Here is a 13,910-nt window from a genome sequence, read left to right as displayed (position 1 = left end):
GGAGCATGGACACTTTTTCGCAGCAATCGTTGGGCGAAGCCAGCCTAGATCATGACCTGGAACAGAGCGCCATGCTGAAGTTGGCTACATATTTTCACGACCTTGCTACTGGTGCGAGCCAAGTACCATCGCAGCCTCTGGACAGTCATATCAAATCACAGATTGATGATCCTCAGGTGCTTGAGTACCACGATCGATTAATTGCGGGTGCAGGTCCACTTTTTTCTCATTTTCTGGCGAGCGTACCTTACATACTCGAGGAGCTCTCCAGGGTTGGGGTGGCGCTTTCTCGACTGGTCTCGGCCAACCCGCCGCTTGCTGGGCAGCGGTATAGCATGTTTGAAGTAGATGGGTTTGATGGCAGCAATGGACGTGCATTGGCTGGCCACTCGAAGGGCTTGATCGTTAGTTTCACATGCTCTCCAAATCTCGCCAATCAGGTCGTATTCGAACGGCATGCTGACCCAGCCATGTCGTACTTTTACCCACACTCATTCTTCAAGGTGACCACGGACTTGCTGCAAAAGCGCGAATATCACGCCTTCAAGCACGGCTTCGACTTCATTTACGAAATGGCAGCATTCCAGTTCTATAGTCGTGATCGCGGTCAGCAAATAGATCACATCCAACGTTGCTTGAAGCCCACCGGACTGGTTTTTTTCCTTGAGAAGCTCAACCATCCCGATTTAAAAGAGTATCGGCGGCGAGAACGTGTAAAGGATGAAGTATTTAAAACCCGCTACTTCACGGAGGATGAAATTTTTTGGAAACGCGAGCAGATGCTTGCACAAATGCAGAATGGACAGGTTAGTTGGGACGAGCTTGCCAGCGCCCTGTCGGTTCGCTTCAAACACGTCCATATGCTTTGGAATAGCAGCAATTTTTGCGAATTTGTAGCTTCGAACGATACGCAACGCATCGAGCAATTCCTCAGCCTGCTGGGTCCGATCGCCCAGCCACCGGGCTTTTGCTTTGAAGGTCCGCGACTGGGTTCAGCATCGGTACATCATGATGGGTCAGAGGTGACGGGCGATGTCTGAATATTTCCCACCGGCTTTGCATCACGCTGCCAATCCCGAATTCTGTCAACGGGCCTTAAACCTTTTGCCAAGCTGGCGCGAGCGGGCGAAAACAGCGCAGTCAAACCGTCGCTTGACCCGGGATACGTTCAACGAGTTATTCATTGGTTCGTGGCTGGATTTGTTGTCCCCTCACGCACCTGCAACGCAGAGTTCGCACTGGCCCACAGTGGTGGAGAGCTCGCGGATTGCTGCGAGGGCCTGTCCCTCCACCGGGTGGATAATAGCCTTGGTCGGTGCACACAGTTGCTTAGTCCGACGTCTCCCTCCGACGTGCCAGAGTCAACTGTACGCCGGTGGCCTTCGGCAGCTTTTCGCCTCAGCGTCTTCGAGCGCCAGCAGCCAACTTACCTACGAACCGGATGGCATACGTGTAAACGGACGCTGGCGGTTCAGCTCAGGTATTGAGGATGCGACTTGGTTGATACTCAACGCACCTTGCGAGAAACACCCAGAGGCTGGGCATATCCCACGCTTCCTTGTACTGATTGCCGCGGAAGATGTTAAGCGGTTTGACAGCTGGGACAGCTGTGGAATGGCCGCGACCGGCTCCCACGACATCGAGGCTTTCCAACTGCTCGTGCCCCACGATCGAGTGTTCGCCATGCACGAGATCGTAGGCCGGCAGCCACCTAAATCAGGACCGGATTACATTGATCAAGTGCCATTGGTGCCCTTCCTCAGCACCTCTATCATCGGTCCTTTGCTCGGCTGTGCGGAGGGAGCACATGAAGCCTTCGTCGCAACGCTCAATGAATCCCTAGCCAGCGATTCAAGGGTAGCTGAGCAGGTCGCTCACTCAGCTGCGCAATTGCAAAGCGCCGGGCTTCTGTATAGCTCATTGATCTCACGATTGCATGACGCTGGCACTCATGATCGCGTCCTTAATGCTTTGCAACTTCTGGATTTACGCCGCGATCGTGCCTATCTGGCGATGCAGTGCGTGAAAGCTGTGCAGCGCCTAGTGAGGTGGCTTGGCGCATCTTCCCTGTCGGCTGGACATCCATTTCAGCGGCACTGGTACGACATCCAGGCTATCGCTGCACATCGTGATTTGGCTTGGAGTGATGCGATGCTGGCTAGCGGAGAAGCCATCTTGCGACGCAGCACTCCAAGCCAAACATGACCTTAATTCAATCTCGTTTCTTAAAGAGGATTACATGTTTATTCGCAGAATATCTGAAGTGGAACAGACACCTTACTTCGTAGAGTGGGGTGCCGGTACTAGTCATCGGCTAATCACTGAACGTGACGCCATGGGCTTTACCATCTGTCACACAGTGGTTCGTGCCGGCACCGAGTCGCTTTTGCATTATCGGAACCACTTGGAGGCATGCTACTGCATTGGTGGACAAGGTGAGGTTGAAGATATGCAAGGTAATGTCTATCCCATATATCCCGGGGACGTTTATGTACTGGACCAACATGATCGACATTACCTGCGAGGCGGTGATCAGCAGGATTTGATACTGGTCAGTGTGTTCAATCCTCCACTGCGCGGTGACGAGAAACACAACCTCAACGATCGCTCGGGCTCGGCCTACTGAGGGACGGTCAGGTCTGTATTCCCGCTTTTCTTGAGGAGCCGAGCATGCGCAAGGATTACCTTGCTTTCTTCATTTCGCTATTTCTTTCGCGCCTAGCGGACCAGGTTCTGTTATTCATTGTGCCGCTGGTAGTGTTCCAGGTAACCAACAGCGTCGCCTGGGCAGGGCTGGCATTCTTCGTCGAGTCACTCCCGCGTTTTCTCGCGTTTCCAATATGCGGCGCACTCTGCGATAAATTCTCACCCATCAGAATCCTGCACATCAGCCAAATCTACCGAGCCTTGCTTTGTGTACTGGCAGTGGGGCTCCATGCCTTCTTCGGAGGTTTGGCTTGGCTGGTGGTACTGTCGGCGTTATGTGGGGTGCTGACCACCCAGGGCGTCATGGCCCGCGAGGTGGTAATGCCGCATATCTTCAAGCACTACAGCTATACCAGAACACTTGCCTATTCGCAGATCGCAGATCAGACCGGCCTGGTACTTGGGCCGCTACTGGCGGCCGCGTTGCTGCAGATGATGGCGTGGGACTGGGTAGCGCTATGGATCGCTGGGCTGTTCCTGCTGGCCGATCTGAGCCTGCGGATATGGCAGCGGGCCAGCCAGGTAACGCTGCCGCTATTCGAGCAGCAGGGGAACATCTGGTTTCGACCCGTGCGCATCGCCTTCGCGCACATTGGTGAGCAGCCCGAACTCAAGAAGGTCATAACCTTGGCTATCGGCGTCAATCTGGTCGTCGGGGTCACTCTGGCCACCTCAGCGGCCATGGTGCTTGGTGAGCATGGCGCAGACGATGACGCTTACGCAGGCCTGCAAGCGATCGGCGCGGTGATCACGATCTTGATCTTGTTCGTGCTCGCCCGGGTGTCGATGCCGCTTCGAATAATGGGCAGTGTGGGCTATTCGATGATCATCGTCGGTGGCTTAATCAGTGCCATGAGTTCCAACCTTGCAGGTTATGCGCTGGGTTTTTTGCTAATTGTCGGCTTTGACAAAATGTTCAATGTCTATATGCGCAATGTTCGTCAGCGTGTCATTCCGGCGCAGGATTTCGGTAAGACGGTGGGGGTGATCACGTTGCTCAACAACCTGTCACAACCGTTGGCAGGTTTGCTGGTCGCATCGCTGGCGGCCTCGGTGGGTGCTGATGGTGTGATTTTGATGCTTGCAGTGCTGAGCGCCATGATCGGGGCGGCAGCCATGTGGTGTTTTGCAACACAACCCAGCCCCATACCAAGGAACTAGAAATCTCCACACTGCGAGCAATTGTTGGCAAACACCCCGGGACCAAGAATTCCCGGCACACCGGGAAAATTTCCCGGGCACAACAAAAAAACCAAAGGTAGCCGACATGACCCGATCCCCACGTCGTCCCGCGTTCGCCGTGAGCCTGGTGCTCAGCGCCATGTTGCTGGCCGGCGCTGCCCACGCCGCCGTCAGCAATGAAGATATCCTCCAGGACCCGAAGAACCCCCAGCAGATCGTGACCAATGGCCTGGGCGTGCAGGGCCAGCGTTACAGCCCGCTGGACATGCTCAACACCAACAACGTGAAGGAACTGCGCCCGGTCTGGGCGTTTTCCTTCGGCGGTGAGAAGCAGCGCGGCCAACAGGCGCAGCCGCTGATCAAGGATGGGGTGATGTACCTGACCGGCTCCTACTCGCGGGTATTCGCCGTGGACGCGCGAACCGGCAAGAAACTGTGGCAGTACGATGCGCGCCTGCCCGATGACATCCGCCCATGCTGCGACGTGATCAACCGGGGCGTGGCGTTGTACGGCAACCTGGTGTTCTTCGGCACCCTCGACGCCAAGCTGGTGGCGCTGAACAAGGACACCGGCAAGGTGGTGTGGAGCAAGAAGGTGGCCGACCACAAGGAAGGCTATTCGATCAGCGCCGCGCCAATGATCGTCAACGGCAAGCTGATTACCGGCGTGGCTGGCGGCGAGTTCGGTGTGGTGGGCAAGATCCAGGCCTACAACCCGGAAAACGGTGAGCTTCTGTGGATGCGCCCCACCGTGGAAGGCCACATGGGGTATGTGTACAAGGACGGCAAGGCCATCGAAAACGGTATTTCCGGTGGCGAAGCCGGCAAGACCTGGCCGGGCGACCTGTGGAAGACCGGCGGTGCAGCGCCGTGGCTGGGCGGCTACTACGACCCGGAAACCAACCTGATCCTGTTCGGCACCGGCAACCCGGCGCCGTGGAACTCCCACCTGCGCCCAGGGGACAACCTGTATTCCTCATCGCGCCTGGCACTGAACCCGGACGATGGCACGATCAAATGGCATTTCCAGAGCACGCCACACGACGGTTGGGACTTTGACGGCGTCAACGAGCTGATCTCGTTCAACTACAAGGACGGCGGCAAAGAGGTCAAGGCCGCTGCTACTGCCGACCGCAACGGCTTCTTCTACGTGCTGGACCGCACCAACGGCAAGTTCATCCGCGGCTTCCCCTTCGTCGACAAAATCACCTGGGCCACTGGCCTGGACAAGAACGGTCGGCCGATCTACAACGAGGCCAGCCGCCCGGGTGCACCGGGTAGCGAAGCCAAGGGCAGCTCGGTGTTCGTTGCCCCGGCGTTCCTCGGTGCGAAAAACTGGATGCCGATGGCCTATAACCAGGACACCGGGCTGTTCTACGTGCCGTCCAACGAGTGGGGCATGGACATCTGGAACGAGGGCATTGCCTACAAGAAAGGGGCGGCGTTCCTGGGCGCCGGCTTCACCATCAAGCCGCTCAACGAAGACTACATCGGTGTGCTACGTGCCATCGACCCGGTCAGCGGCAAGGAAGTGTGGCGCCACAAGAACTATGCACCGCTGTGGGGTGGGGTACTGACCACCAAGGGCAACCTGGTGTTCACCGGTACCCCGGAAGGCTTCCTGCAGGCGTTCAACGCCAAGACCGGCGACAAGGTCTGGGAGTTCCAGACCGGCTCTGGCGTGCTCGGTTCGCCGGTGACCTGGGAAATGGACGGCGAGCAGTACGTATCGGTGGTGTCCGGCTGGGGCGGCGCGGTGCCGCTGTGGGGCGGCGAAGTGGCCAAGCGGGTCAAGGACTTCAACCAGGGCGGCATGCTCTGGACCTTCAAGTTGCCCAAGCAGTTGCAGCAGACCGCCAGCGCCAAACCCTGACCCCTACTACCAAATGACGAGAGCCCCGCTGCCAACGATGCATTCGCCTGGCAGGCGGGGCTTTTTACCATCGGCATATCGCCTGTCGTGGGACAGGCATTGACCTGCAGAGGCTCAGCATGATCTACGCACAACCCGGAACCCCAGGCGCCGTCGTTTCCTTCAAACCGCGCTATGGCAACTTCATCAATGGCGAGTTCGTGGCGCCCTTGGCTGGCCAGTACTTCACCAACAGCTCGCCGGTCAACGGGCAACCGATCGCCGAATTCCCACGCTCTAGCGCACAGGATATCGAGCGCGCCCTGGACGCTGCCCATGCCGCGGCTGACGCGTGGGGCAAGACCTCGGTGCAGGAGCGGGCCCTGGCGCTGCTGAAAATCGCCGACCGGATCGAACAGAACCTCGAAGTGCTGGCGGTTACCGAAAGCTGGGACAACGGCAAGGCCGTACGCGAAACCTTGAATGCCGACGTGCCGCTGGCGGCGGATCACTTCCGTTATTTTGCGGGCTGCATTCGTGCCCAGGAAGGTGGCGCGGCGGAAATCAACGAGACCACCGTGGCGTATCACCTGCACGAACCCCTGGGTGTGGTCGGGCAGATCATCCCGTGGAACTTCCCGTTGCTGATGGCAGCCTGGAAACTCGCCCCGGCGTTGGCGGCGGGTAACTGCGTGGTGCTGAAACCGGCCGAGCAGACGCCGCTGTCGATCACCATTTTTGCCGAGCTGATCGCCGACCTGCTGCCGGCCGGGGTGCTGAACATCGTCCAGGGCTATGGCCGTGAGGCTGGGGAGGCGCTGGCCACCAGCAAGCGTATTGCCAAGATCGCCTTCACCGGGTCCACCCCGGTGGGCTCGCACATCATGAAGTGCGCGGCCGAGAACATCATCCCGTCTACCGTCGAACTGGGTGGCAAGTCGCCGAACATCTTCTTCGAAGACATCATGCAGGCGGAGCCGGCGTTCATCGAGAAAGCCGCCGAGGGCCTGGTGTTGGCGTTCTTCAACCAGGGCGAGGTGTGCACCTGCCCATCGCGTGCGCTGATCCAGGAGTCGATCTACGAACCGTTCATGGCCGAGGTGATGAAGAAGATCGCCAAGATCAGCCGTGGCAACCCGCTGGACACCGAAACCATGGTTGGCGCCCAGGCGTCGGAGCAGCAGTACGACAAGATCCTCTCGTACCTGCAGATTGCCCGGGAGGAGGGTGCCGAATTACTCACTGGCGGTGCCGCCGAGCGCCTGCAGGGTGACCTGGCCAGCGGCTATTACATCCAGCCGACCCTGCTCAAAGGCCACAACCAGATGCGCGTGTTCCAGGAAGAGATCTTCGGCCCGGTGGTGGGGGTGACCACCTTCAAGGACGAAGCCGAGGCCCTGGCGATCGCCAACGACAGCGAGTTCGGCCTGGGGGCCGGCCTTTGGACCCGCGACATCAACCGTGCCTACCGCATGGGCCGCGGCATCAAGGCCGGCCGGGTATGGACCAACTGCTACCACCTGTACCCCGCGCATGCGGCATTCGGTGGCTACAAGAAGTCGGGTGTGGGCCGTGAGACGCACAAGATGATGCTCGACCATTACCAGCAGACCAAGAACCTGCTGGTGAGCTACGACATCAACCCGTTGGGCTTCTTCTGACCTCCTGATGAACCTGCGCGGTTGGCGCAGCGGCCTGGTGTCGCGGCCAGGCTGCGCAGCCACCCTCATTGCTGTAGCGGTGCAGCGAATGCCAGGCCGCCTCCCCAGGCGCCCTGGCTGGCCTGATGGCAATGTGTGGCAACCCCGTTGCTACCAATGCACCCGGCAAACTCGTTCCAAAGTAGCATTCGCCCGCACCACCGCCCATGCATTAATGCCTCTACCGGAATCGCCCGGCACAAGAAGAGGACATGCCCCATGTGGACCAAACCCGCCTACACCGACCTGCGCATTGGCTTTGAAGTGACGATGTACTTCGCCAACCGCTGATGCCTGCCCGGCCACCGTCAAGGTGGCCGGATCCCCACGCCCGGTGCCTGCCGTGAAACTGATCGACCGCCAGCAGACACTGGCCCTGGCCAAGGGCTTGCGGCTACGCTGGGACCCGTTGCAGGCATGCCATGTGCTGCTGTACCCCGGGGGCGTCATCGAGCTCAACGCCAGTGCCGGCTGGGTGCTGGAGTTGCTGGACGGCCAGCGCAGTACGGCAGCGATCATCGACCAGCTGGCACAGCGTTTTCCCGAGGTTCCCGGCCTTGGCGAGGACGTACTGGCGTTCCTGGAGGTTGCCCGCGCCAAGGCGTGGATCGAATGATGCCTGTGCCGCTTTGGTCTGGTTGCTTTCGCCGCGGGATGCTTTACGCTGGCGGTTATCTTCCAGAACAATAAGAACAGGCTTTACGATGAGCCAGAGTTTCAGCCCCCTTCGCAAGTTTGTTTCGCCTGAAATCATCTTTGGTGCCGGCTGCCGACATAATGTGGCCAACTACGCCAAGACCTTTGGTGCGCGCAAGGTCCTGGTGGTCAGCGACCCTGGGGTGATTGCCGCTGGCTGGGTGGCCGACGTCGAGGCCAGCCTGCAGGCGCAGGGTATCGACTATTGCCTGTACACGGCCGTTTCGCCCAACCCCCGGGTCGAGGAGGTGATGCTCGGCGCCGAGATCTACCGGCAGAACCACTGCGATGTGATCGTCGCGGTCGGTGGTGGCAGCCCGATGGATTGCGGCAAGGCCATTGGTATCGTGGTCGCCCACGGGCGCAGCATCCTCGAGTTCGAGGGCGTGGACATGATTCGCGTGCCCAGCCCGCCGTTGATCCTGATCCCGACCACCGCCGGTACCTCGGCCGATGTGTCGCAGTTCGTGATCATCTCCAATCAGCAGGAGCGCATGAAGTTCTCCATCGTCAGCAAGGCGGTGGTGCCCGACGTGTCGCTGATCGACCCGCAAACCACGTTGAGCATGGACCCGTTCCTGTCGGCCTGTACCGGCATCGACGCGCTGGTGCATGCTATCGAGGCGTTCGTGTCTACCGGTCATGGCCCGCTGACCGACCCCCATGCGCTGGAAGCCATGCGCCTGATCAACGGCAACCTGGTGGAAATGATCGCCAACCCCGGCGACATCGCCCTGCGCGAGAAGATCATGCTCGGCAGCATGCAGGCGGGGCTGGCGTTCTCCAACGCGATCCTGGGCGCGGTGCATGCCATGTCGCACAGCCTCGGCGGTTTCCTCGACCTGCCTCATGGCCTGTGCAATGCGGTGCTGGTCGAGCACGTGGTGGCGTTCAACTACAGTTCGGCGCCCGAGCGCTTCAAGGTCATTGCCGAGGTCTTCGGCATCGACTGCCGCGGCCTCAACCACCGGCAGATCTGCGGCCGCCTGGTGGAACACCTGATTGCCCTGAAGCACGCCATCGGCTTCCATGAAACCTTGGGCCTGCACGGGGTGCGCACGGCCGATATTCCGTTCCTGTCGCAACATGCGATGGATGACCCGTGCATCCTCACCAACCCGCGCGCGTCGAGCCAGCGAGATGTCGAGGTGGTCTATGGCGAGGCCCTCTGACGAGCAGCAGCGCGCGCTGGCAGGGCTGTTGGGCCTGGGCGACCACTCGGCGCGTAAAAGCCATTACCCGGAATTGTCTGCCCGGCTGGATGAACTGGAAGCCGAGCGCAACCGCTACAAATGGTTGTTCGAGAACGCCGTGCACGGCATTTTCCAGGCCAGCCTGCAGGACGGCATGCGTGCTGCCAACCCGGCACTGGCCCGCATGCTCGGCTATGACGACCCACAGCAAGTGCTGTTTTCCCTGACCGACCTGGCGACCCACCTGTTCGATGGCGGTGCGCAAGAGCTACAGGCGATTACCGCGATTCTCGCCCGGGAGCACAGCCTGCATGGCTATGAAACCCGGCTGCGGCGCAAGGATGGCAGCCACCTCGACGTGCTGATGAACCTGCTGCTCAAGCCCGGTCACGAAGGCCTGGTTGAAGGCTTCGTGGCCGATATCACCGAGCGCAAGCAGGCCCAGCAGCGCCTGCAACAGCTCAATGACGAACTGGAGCAACGGGTTGCTGCACGTACCGATGAGCTGATCGAGGCGCGCGATGCTGCCGAAGCCGCCAACCGCAGCAAGGACAAGTACCTGGCTGCTGCCAGCCATGACCTGCTGCAACCGCTGAACGCCGCGCGCCTGTTGATCTCCACCTTGCGTGAGCGGCCGCTGCCAGACGCCGAACATGTGCTGGTGGAGCGTACCCACCAGGCGCTGGAGGGCGCCGAAGACCTGCTGACCGATTTGCTGGATATCTCGCGGCTCGACCAGGCTGCGGTCAGGCCCGATGTGGCGGTTTATCGCCTGGACGAGCTGTTTGCGCCTTTGATTTCAGAATTCCGCTCGGTGGCTGATGCCGCGGGCCTGAAATTTCACGCCAGGGTTGCCGATTATGCCGTCAGCACGGATCTGCGCTTGCTGACGCGCATTCTGCGCAACTTCCTCAGCAATGCCTGCCGCTACACCGACGAGGGCCGCGTTCTGTTGGGGGCAAGGCGCCGCGGCGAACACTTGCGCCTGGAGGTATGGGACAGCGGGCGCGGCATCGCCCAGGACCGTTTGCAAGCCATATTCCTGGAGTTCAACCAGCTGGACGTTGGCCGCGCGGCGGACCGCAAGGGTGTAGGCCTGGGGTTGGCCATCGTCGAGCGGATCGCCAAGATTCTCGGCTACCGGATCGAAGTGCGTTCGTGGCCGGGGCGTGGCTCGGTGTTCAGCATCGAGGTGCCGCTTGGCCAGGCGCTGCCGCCGCCCCTGCAGCTCGCGCTGCCCCAGCCCACTGCCGGCAACCCGCTGCCGGGCCGTCGCCTGCTGGTGCTGGACAACGAAGTGAGCATTCTCGAAAGCATGGGCGCGTTGCTGGGGCAGTGGGGCTGCGAAGTGGTCACCGCCACCGATCAGCAGGGTGCCTTGCAGGCGCTTGAAGGGCGCGCCCCGGAGCTGATCCTGGCTGACTTTCATCTGGATCACGGCGTGGTGGGTTGTGAGGTGGTGCGGCAGTTGCGCGAACATTACGCCAGCGCCATACCGGCGGTCATCATCACGGCCGACCGCAGTGACCAGTGCCGGCGCTCGTTGCGCAAGCTTGGCGCACCGTTGCTGAACAAACCGGTGAAACCAGGCAAGTTGCGTGCGGTATTGAGCCAGTTGCTGGGCTGAGGGCATGAAGCGTATTGGGGGGCGGCACGGCCCGTTGAGGGGGGGCTCATCCGCGAAGAGGCCGGGCCTGCTGGTCGTGTTTCCTGGCCATTCACCGTTGCAGCCGCCACCGCATTCGCGGGTAAACCCGCTCCTACACTGGTCGGTGGTGACTACGTGTCCGCGAAGAGGCCGGGCCTGCTGGCCGGGATTTCCTGGCCATTCGCCGTTGCAGCCGCCACCGCATTCGCGGGTAAACCCGCTCCTACACTGGTCGGTGGTGGCTGCGTGTCCGCGAAGAGGCCGGGCCTGCTGGCCGGGATTTCCTGGCCATTCACCGTTGCAGCCGCCACCGCATTCGCGGGTAAACCCGCTCCTACACTGGTCGGTGGTGACTGCGTGTCCGCGATGAGGGCGGGCCTGGCGGCGGGATTTCCTGGCCATTCCCCCATCAGCCATACGGCGGCGCCGGAAGTTCGGCCAGCAAGGTTTTCAGGCCTTCGCCCCACTGCCGGCGAATCTGCTGGTAATAGGCATCGTCGCTGGCGATGCGGATGGGCTGCGGTGCCTCCAGGGCATCGGCTCGGTACACCAGCAAGTCCAGGGGCATGCCCACCGACAGGTTGCTGCGGATGGTGGAGTCGAACGAGATCAGGCCACAGCGCAACGCCTCATCCAGCGGGGTGCGGTACTCCAGGTTGCGGTCGAGTATGGGCCGCCCGTATTTGCTTTCCCCCAACTGCAGGAAAGGCGTGTCGCGCGTGGCCTGGAAAAAGTTGCCCTGGGCATAGACGTTGTAGATCGCCATCGGCCCGCCCGCAATCTGGCCACCGACGATGAACGAGCTGCTCAGGTCGATACCGGCAGTCAGCTTGCTGCGGTCGCGGCACACCACCTCGCGCAGGGTATCGGCCACCAGCACCGTGGCATCATAGAGCGTGGCGACATTCAGCAGGTGCGGGCCGCTGCCCTGGCTGCGTTGCTGCAGCAGGTTGACCACTGACTGCGAGGTTGCCAGGTTGCCCGCCGTCTGCAGCACGATCAGGCGCTCACCGGGTACGCTGAAGACGAACAACTTGGCAAAGGTGGAGATCTGGTCGATACCGGCATTGGTGCGTGAGTCGCTGATGAAAACCAGCCCGTCTTGCAGGTGCATGGCGACACAGTAAGTCATGCAAGTTCCCTTGTGTGGCAGAGGTAGTGGCCTTGCTGCAGGCGCGCAGCAAGGCTGGCTTGAGGGCCAGGCGTCACTGGCGATGCACGTGAACACTGGCTTGCATGGACTCGGTGCCACCCCCGCGGCGCACGCCCCTGACCGGGCAGGCGTCGAGGTAGTCCAGGCCCACGGCCAGCTTCAGGTGCCGCTCGGGCCGGGTCAGGCGGTTGGTGATGTCGAAGCTGTACCAGGCGTCGTCGACCCAGGCTTCGGCCCATGCATGGCTGGCCAGGTGCTGTTCATCCTCGGTGCACAGGTAGCCGGAAACATAGCGGGCCGGTACCCCCAGGCTACGGGCGCAGGCCAGGAAGGCATGGGTATGGTCCTGGCACACGCCCGCACCGGCATTGAACGCTTCGCTGGCCGTAGTGCCGACGGAGGTCGACCCTGGGCTGTAGGGCATGCGCTCAGCCAGCCCCTGCATCAGGTCGATCAATGCGGCGCGGTCACGGTGCGTGCCGCATTGCTGGGCGGCGAAGGCCACCAGCGCATCGTCGGCCAGGGTCAGGTGGCTGCCACGCAAGAACGGCAGGGGTGACTGGCAGGCTGCCTCCTGTTCGCAGGCCGGGTCGATCTCGACCTGGCCGCTGGCAGTGAGGGCCAAGTGCCCATGGGGCTTGTCCAGCGTCAGCACATGCAGGATGTTGCCGTACGGGTCGATCTGGCTCTTCACCTTGCAAGGCAGGTCCAGTTGCCATTCGACGATGCGCTGGCGTTCGCTGCTGCGCGGGGTCAGGCGCAGGAACTGAATGCTGTTGGACACATCACTGGCGTAGCTGTAGGTGGTGTCGTGGCGGATGGACAGTTTCATACAACCTCCAGGTAGGAGTGATGGACCGCCTGGCCCAGTTGGTTGACGCGGCCGATGAAATCGCTGAGCCAGGGATGCAGCCCGGCGTCGAGGATTTCGTCGATGGCGGTGTAGCGCAGCCGTGCGTTGAGCTCGGCGGCCAGCCGCTGGGCCGCTCGCCCGGTACTGCCAGGCAGGCCGGCCAGGATCTGGTCCAGCTCCTCAATACAGGCATGCAGCGAGCGCGGCACGTCGACGCGCAGTAACAGCAATTCGGAAACCGGGCCGGCACTGGGCGCGGCGCGGTAGATTTCATTGAAGGCTTCGTAGGAGGTCAGGGCGCGCAGCAAGGCACTCCACTGGTAAAACCCCCTGGCCGAGTCGTCGCTGACCTCGTCGGAGGCCTCGCCGAACATTTCATAGCGCGCATCGAGCAGGCGCAGGGTGTTGTCGGCCCGTTCCAGGAAAGTGCCCAGGCGAATGAAGCTGTAGGCATCGTTGCGCATGATGGTACCGGAGGTGGCCCCGCGGAACAGGTGCGAGCGCTCCTTGACCCAGTCACAAAACTGGCTGATGCCGTAGCGGCCCAGCCCGTTGCTGGCAATGTTGCGCATTTCGATCCAGGTGGCGTTGATGTTCTCCCACATGTCGGCCGTTATCCGGCCGCGCACTGCATGGGCGTTGGTTCTGGCCGCCTGCAGGCAGCAGTAGATGCTGCCGGGGTTGGTGGCATCGAGGGCGAAGAAATGCAGCATGCGCTCGGTGTCGAGCTCGGCGTGGCGACGGATGTAGTCGTCGAGCGTGCCCGAGGCCAACAGTGACATGGCCAGTTCGGCATGGCCGTCGCTGCGCCCCGCCTGCGGCATCAGTGACAGCGAGTAGCTGACCTCGAGCATGCGTGCCAGGTTTTCCGCACGTTCCAGGTAGCGGGACATCCAGTACAGATCAGAAGCAGTTCGCGAAAGCATG

The 13,910-nt window shown here is 61.2% G+C and carries 13 protein-coding genes; 10 read left to right on the top strand and 3 right to left on the bottom strand.

Annotated features, from left to right (window positions below; all coding sequences use genetic code 11):
* The first annotated feature begins 5 nt into the window (after nucleotides 1-5).
* From K4A76_RS12570 to K4A76_RS12525, 10 genes are all read left to right on the top strand, one after another.
* A complete protein-coding gene (locus K4A76_RS12570; RefSeq protein WP_274410371.1) occupies nucleotides 6-1,040 on the top strand; it encodes a class I SAM-dependent methyltransferase in 1,035 nt (344 codons plus the stop codon).
* A 643-nt stretch (nucleotides 1,041-1,683) separates the two neighbouring features.
* Nucleotides 1,684-2,205, top strand: coding sequence for a hypothetical protein (locus K4A76_RS12565; RefSeq protein WP_274410370.1), 522 nt, complete (start codon nucleotides 1,684-1,686; stop codon nucleotides 2,203-2,205).
* A gap of 34 nt (nucleotides 2,206-2,239) precedes the next feature.
* The gene (locus K4A76_RS12560; RefSeq protein WP_274410369.1) at nucleotides 2,240-2,626 is read left to right on the top strand and encodes an ectoine synthase; all 387 of its coding nucleotides are present in this window, start codon (nucleotides 2,240-2,242) and stop codon (nucleotides 2,624-2,626) included.
* A 44-nt stretch (nucleotides 2,627-2,670) separates the two neighbouring features.
* Nucleotides 2,671-3,867: an MFS transporter gene (locus K4A76_RS12555; protein ID WP_274410368.1), complete on the top strand. Its 1,197-nt coding sequence runs from the start codon at nucleotides 2,671-2,673 to the stop codon at nucleotides 3,865-3,867.
* A 106-nt stretch (nucleotides 3,868-3,973) separates the two neighbouring features.
* Complete coding sequence (gene pedH / locus K4A76_RS12550; protein ID WP_029885145.1) at nucleotides 3,974-5,761, top strand: PQQ-dependent alcohol dehydrogenase PedH; 1,788 nt, start codon at nucleotides 3,974-3,976, stop codon at nucleotides 5,759-5,761.
* Between the two features lie 119 nt (nucleotides 5,762-5,880).
* On the top strand, nucleotides 5,881-7,401 hold the full coding sequence (gene exaC, locus K4A76_RS12545) for an acetaldehyde dehydrogenase ExaC (RefSeq protein WP_274410367.1): 1,521 nt from the start codon (nucleotides 5,881-5,883) through the stop codon (nucleotides 7,399-7,401).
* 258 nt (nucleotides 7,402-7,659) lie between these two features.
* Entirely contained in the window at nucleotides 7,660-7,731 is a 72-nt protein-coding gene (gene pqqA, locus K4A76_RS12540) for a pyrroloquinoline quinone precursor peptide PqqA (RefSeq protein WP_003243383.1), read from the top strand.
* A 52-nt stretch (nucleotides 7,732-7,783) separates the two neighbouring features.
* Nucleotides 7,784-8,056 carry a pyrroloquinoline quinone biosynthesis peptide chaperone PqqD gene (pqqD, locus tag K4A76_RS12535; RefSeq protein ID WP_173889370.1) on the top strand — a complete coding sequence of 91 codons (273 nt, stop codon included), beginning with the start codon at nucleotides 7,784-7,786 and terminating at the stop codon, nucleotides 8,054-8,056.
* 88 nt (nucleotides 8,057-8,144) lie between these two features.
* A complete protein-coding gene (gene ercA, locus K4A76_RS12530; RefSeq protein WP_009682320.1) occupies nucleotides 8,145-9,308 on the top strand; it encodes an alcohol dehydrogenase-like regulatory protein ErcA in 1,164 nt (387 codons plus the stop codon).
* Nucleotides 9,292-10,956: a PAS domain-containing hybrid sensor histidine kinase/response regulator gene (locus K4A76_RS12525; RefSeq protein WP_274410366.1), complete on the top strand. Its 1,665-nt coding sequence runs from the start codon at nucleotides 9,292-9,294 to the stop codon at nucleotides 10,954-10,956. Before ercA ends, K4A76_RS12525 begins: the two co-directional genes overlap by 17 nt.
* A gap of 430 nt (nucleotides 10,957-11,386) precedes the next feature.
* Here the strand turns inward: K4A76_RS12525 and K4A76_RS12520 are convergent, their stop codons facing one another.
* From K4A76_RS12520 to K4A76_RS12510, 3 genes are all read right to left on the bottom strand, one after another.
* A complete protein-coding gene (locus tag K4A76_RS12520; protein WP_029885142.1) occupies nucleotides 11,387-12,109 on the bottom strand; it encodes a proteasome-type protease in 723 nt (240 codons plus the stop codon).
* Nucleotides 12,110-12,182: 73 nt separating this feature from the next.
* Nucleotides 12,183-12,962 (bottom strand): transglutaminase family protein, encoded by a 780-nt coding sequence (locus tag K4A76_RS12515; RefSeq protein WP_029885141.1) that lies wholly within the window; start codon nucleotides 12,960-12,962, stop codon nucleotides 12,183-12,185.
* Entirely contained in the window at nucleotides 12,959-13,909 is a 951-nt protein-coding gene (locus K4A76_RS12510) for an alpha-E domain-containing protein (protein WP_009682316.1), read from the bottom strand. The genes K4A76_RS12515 and K4A76_RS12510 overlap by 4 nt, the downstream gene beginning before the upstream one ends.
* Nucleotide 13,910 lies beyond the last annotated feature (1 nt).

The sequence above is a fragment of the Pseudomonas sp. NEEL19 genome, assembly GCF_028751975.1.
Classification (GTDB): domain Bacteria; phylum Pseudomonadota; class Gammaproteobacteria; order Pseudomonadales; family Pseudomonadaceae; genus Aquipseudomonas; species Aquipseudomonas juntendi.
The sequence above is the reverse complement of the archived record's forward strand: the minus strand, read 5'-3'. Positions and strand labels throughout refer to the sequence as shown.

What these genes read in the sequence shown, in the direction of transcription:
- K4A76_RS12570 (WP_274410371.1), top strand. Translation starts at nt 6, where the DNA reads ATGGACACTTTTTCGCAGCAATCGTTGGGCGAAGCCAGCCTAGATCAT.
- K4A76_RS12565 (WP_274410370.1), top strand. Translation starts at nt 1,684, where the DNA reads ATGCACGAGATCGTAGGCCGGCAGCCACCTAAATCAGGACCGGATTAC.
- K4A76_RS12560 (WP_274410369.1), top strand. Translation starts at nt 2,240, where the DNA reads ATGTTTATTCGCAGAATATCTGAAGTGGAACAGACACCTTACTTCGTA.
- K4A76_RS12555 (WP_274410368.1), top strand. Translation starts at nt 2,671, where the DNA reads ATGCGCAAGGATTACCTTGCTTTCTTCATTTCGCTATTTCTTTCGCGC.
- pedH (WP_029885145.1), top strand. Translation starts at nt 3,974, where the DNA reads ATGACCCGATCCCCACGTCGTCCCGCGTTCGCCGTGAGCCTGGTGCTC.
- exaC (WP_274410367.1), top strand. Translation starts at nt 5,881, where the DNA reads ATGATCTACGCACAACCCGGAACCCCAGGCGCCGTCGTTTCCTTCAAA.
- ercA (WP_009682320.1), top strand. Translation starts at nt 8,145, where the DNA reads ATGAGCCAGAGTTTCAGCCCCCTTCGCAAGTTTGTTTCGCCTGAAATC.
- K4A76_RS12525 (WP_274410366.1), top strand. Translation starts at nt 9,292, where the DNA reads ATGGCGAGGCCCTCTGACGAGCAGCAGCGCGCGCTGGCAGGGCTGTTG.
- K4A76_RS12520 (WP_029885142.1), bottom strand. Translation starts at nt 12,109, where the DNA reads ATGACTTACTGTGTCGCCATGCACCTGCAAGACGGGCTGGTTTTCATC.
- K4A76_RS12515 (WP_029885141.1), bottom strand. Translation starts at nt 12,962, where the DNA reads ATGAAACTGTCCATCCGCCACGACACCACCTACAGCTACGCCAGTGAT.
- K4A76_RS12510 (WP_009682316.1), bottom strand. Translation starts at nt 13,909, where the DNA reads ATGCTTTCGCGAACTGCTTCTGATCTGTACTGGATGTCCCGCTACCTG.